We start from the raw sequence: 2,205 nt of genomic DNA on the forward strand, positions 1-2,205 counted from the left end.
GGCATCGTTGCCGCAGGTGCCGGACTTGCCGGCTGCGCGCCCAGCAGCAAAGCAGCGGGCGACAGCGCCGCGAGTGCAGGTTCGGCATCCGCCGCGGGTGTCGATTCCGCCGCTTTAGCCAATAACCCGCTCGGCGCCAACGCCGCCGTGGAGTGGACGTTCATGACGCCTCCGGCCGACATCGGCAGCGACCAGATCAAGAGCACCGAAGACGTGGACGTGCTGGTGGTAGGCTGCGGCTTTGCCGGTGCCGTCGCCTCGGTCGCCGCTGCCGAAGCCGGTGCAAAGACGCTCTGCATCGACAAGTGCGACACCTGGTCCGGCCGTGGCGGGCACATCACGGCTTACGGCTCGAAGATCGTCAAACAGTATGCCGGCGAGGGCTGGTTCAAGGAAGCCGACTACGCGCATGTAGTGCGCCGCCTGATTGAGTGGGCGACCGGGCGCGTGAAAGAACCGCTCATGTGGCAATTCGCCAAGAAGTCCGGCGCCTGCATGGACTGGCTGGTCGATCTCGTGGCCGACTCGGGCTTACAGCCCACGCTTTGGGCCGGCTTCTACAAGGGGCCCGACTACACCGAAGAGCCCATCACACACTTCTTCTACAACGACACGACAGATTTCGTGTACCTGGACGGCGTGTCCGAAGGCCTCGGTATGGCTGTGCTCATCCCCGCCGTCATCGAGAAGGGCGAGAAGCTGGGCGTGGAATACCGCTATCAGACCCCTTGCGTGCGCCTCGTACGCGACGGCGAGGGCCCGGTGACGGGCGCCATCGTCGGCGAGGAGGGCAACTACCTGCAGATTAACGCTAAGTCGGTCATCATCGCCTCGGGCGACTACCTGGACGACGACGAGATGCGCACCCGCTACCAGCCGTTCACCTGGCACGCCGACAGCCGCCTGTACATTCCCTTCGACATTTCCACCGGCGACCTGCACAAACAGACCATGTGGATCGGCGGCGCCATGCAGGAGTCCGAGCCGCACTGCTCCACCATCCACCTAGAATCGGGTGCACAGAGCTACAACTTCCTGCACGTGAACAAAGACGGCGAGCGCTTCATGAACGAGGACGTGAACACGCAGTCGAAATCGTGCGTAAAATCCTACCAGCCCGAAGGCAAGGCCTTCACCATCTACGACGCGAACTCGCTGGAGAAGTTCTCCCGGTCATGCAACGACGGCATCTCGGGCGGCATCTCGTCGGACCAGCAGTACCGCCGCTATGGCGTGCCGTTCGATATGGACGTAGAGCTGAAGCTGCGCCAGGCGAAGATTGACCAGGGCCTGCTGTTCCAAGCCGACACCCTCGACGAACTGGCCAAGAAGGCCGGCATCGATGCCGACGGTTTGAAGAAAGCCGTTGCTCGCTACAACGAGTTGGCCGCCAAGGGCAACGACGACGACTTCGGCAAGCGCCCCGAAATCCTCTGGCCCATCGATACGCCGCCATACTTCGCTGGCCAGCTGGTATCAACGCTGCTTGCCGCTTCGGGCGGCCTGCGCCAAGATACCGCCTGCCAGGTGCTCGACGAGCAGAACAAGGCCATCAAGGGACTGTACGTGTGCGGTGCCGCAGGTGGCGAGTATTTCTCGAACGACTATCCCACCATCTGCCCCGGCACCAACCACGGCCGCTGCCTGACGTTCGGGCGCATCGCCGGCATCAATGCCGCAGGAGGCGATGCCGACAAGGAAATCGCGGACCTGGAAATCCTCAGCGGCAACATGCCCGAGGCCGATCGCATCAACACAGTGACACCCTCCAAGAACTAGATAAGAACTGCCCTGGGAAGCAAGGCGTGGCGCTTCCCAGGGCAACCGACCCAGCTCTCCACCAAACTCGCTCTCACCCAAAGCTCGAAGCAGACCACGCAATCCACTTCGAGCCCCAGGAGACTCGAGACAGCTCTAAAACCTTCCGATACAGCGAGGCTGCCCGGCACTTCCCTCCCGCCAAGCGGCTTTGCTTTTGGCAAAGGGGCTACTACTATGTCCTCTTTGCGATAAACTCGGATTCTGAAGCCTACAGACAATACCCGCCGCTTACCGCCCCGTCCAAAACGGGATGGGTTTCAACGAGATACGTATCGATAGCGCCAATGAACTCGGTTCCGTGTGCAGCCAAGCGCCGAAACTCTTTGGAGTCATAGAAGCAGTTGAAGGCTTCCATGTCCTCAAAATAGAACTCAACCATACCCT

The 2,205-nt window shown here is 61.4% G+C and carries 1 protein-coding gene; it reads left to right on the forward strand.

What is annotated here, in order from left to right:
* A partial coding sequence (locus RR842_RS14160) for an FAD-binding protein (RefSeq protein ID WP_332730224.1) occupies positions 1-1,779 on the forward strand: 1,779 nt, incomplete at its 5' end.
* Positions 1,780-2,205: the final 426 nt, after the last annotated feature.

This window comes from Gordonibacter sp. (assembly GCF_036667095.1).
Lineage (GTDB): Bacteria > Actinomycetota > Coriobacteriia > Coriobacteriales > Eggerthellaceae > Gordonibacter.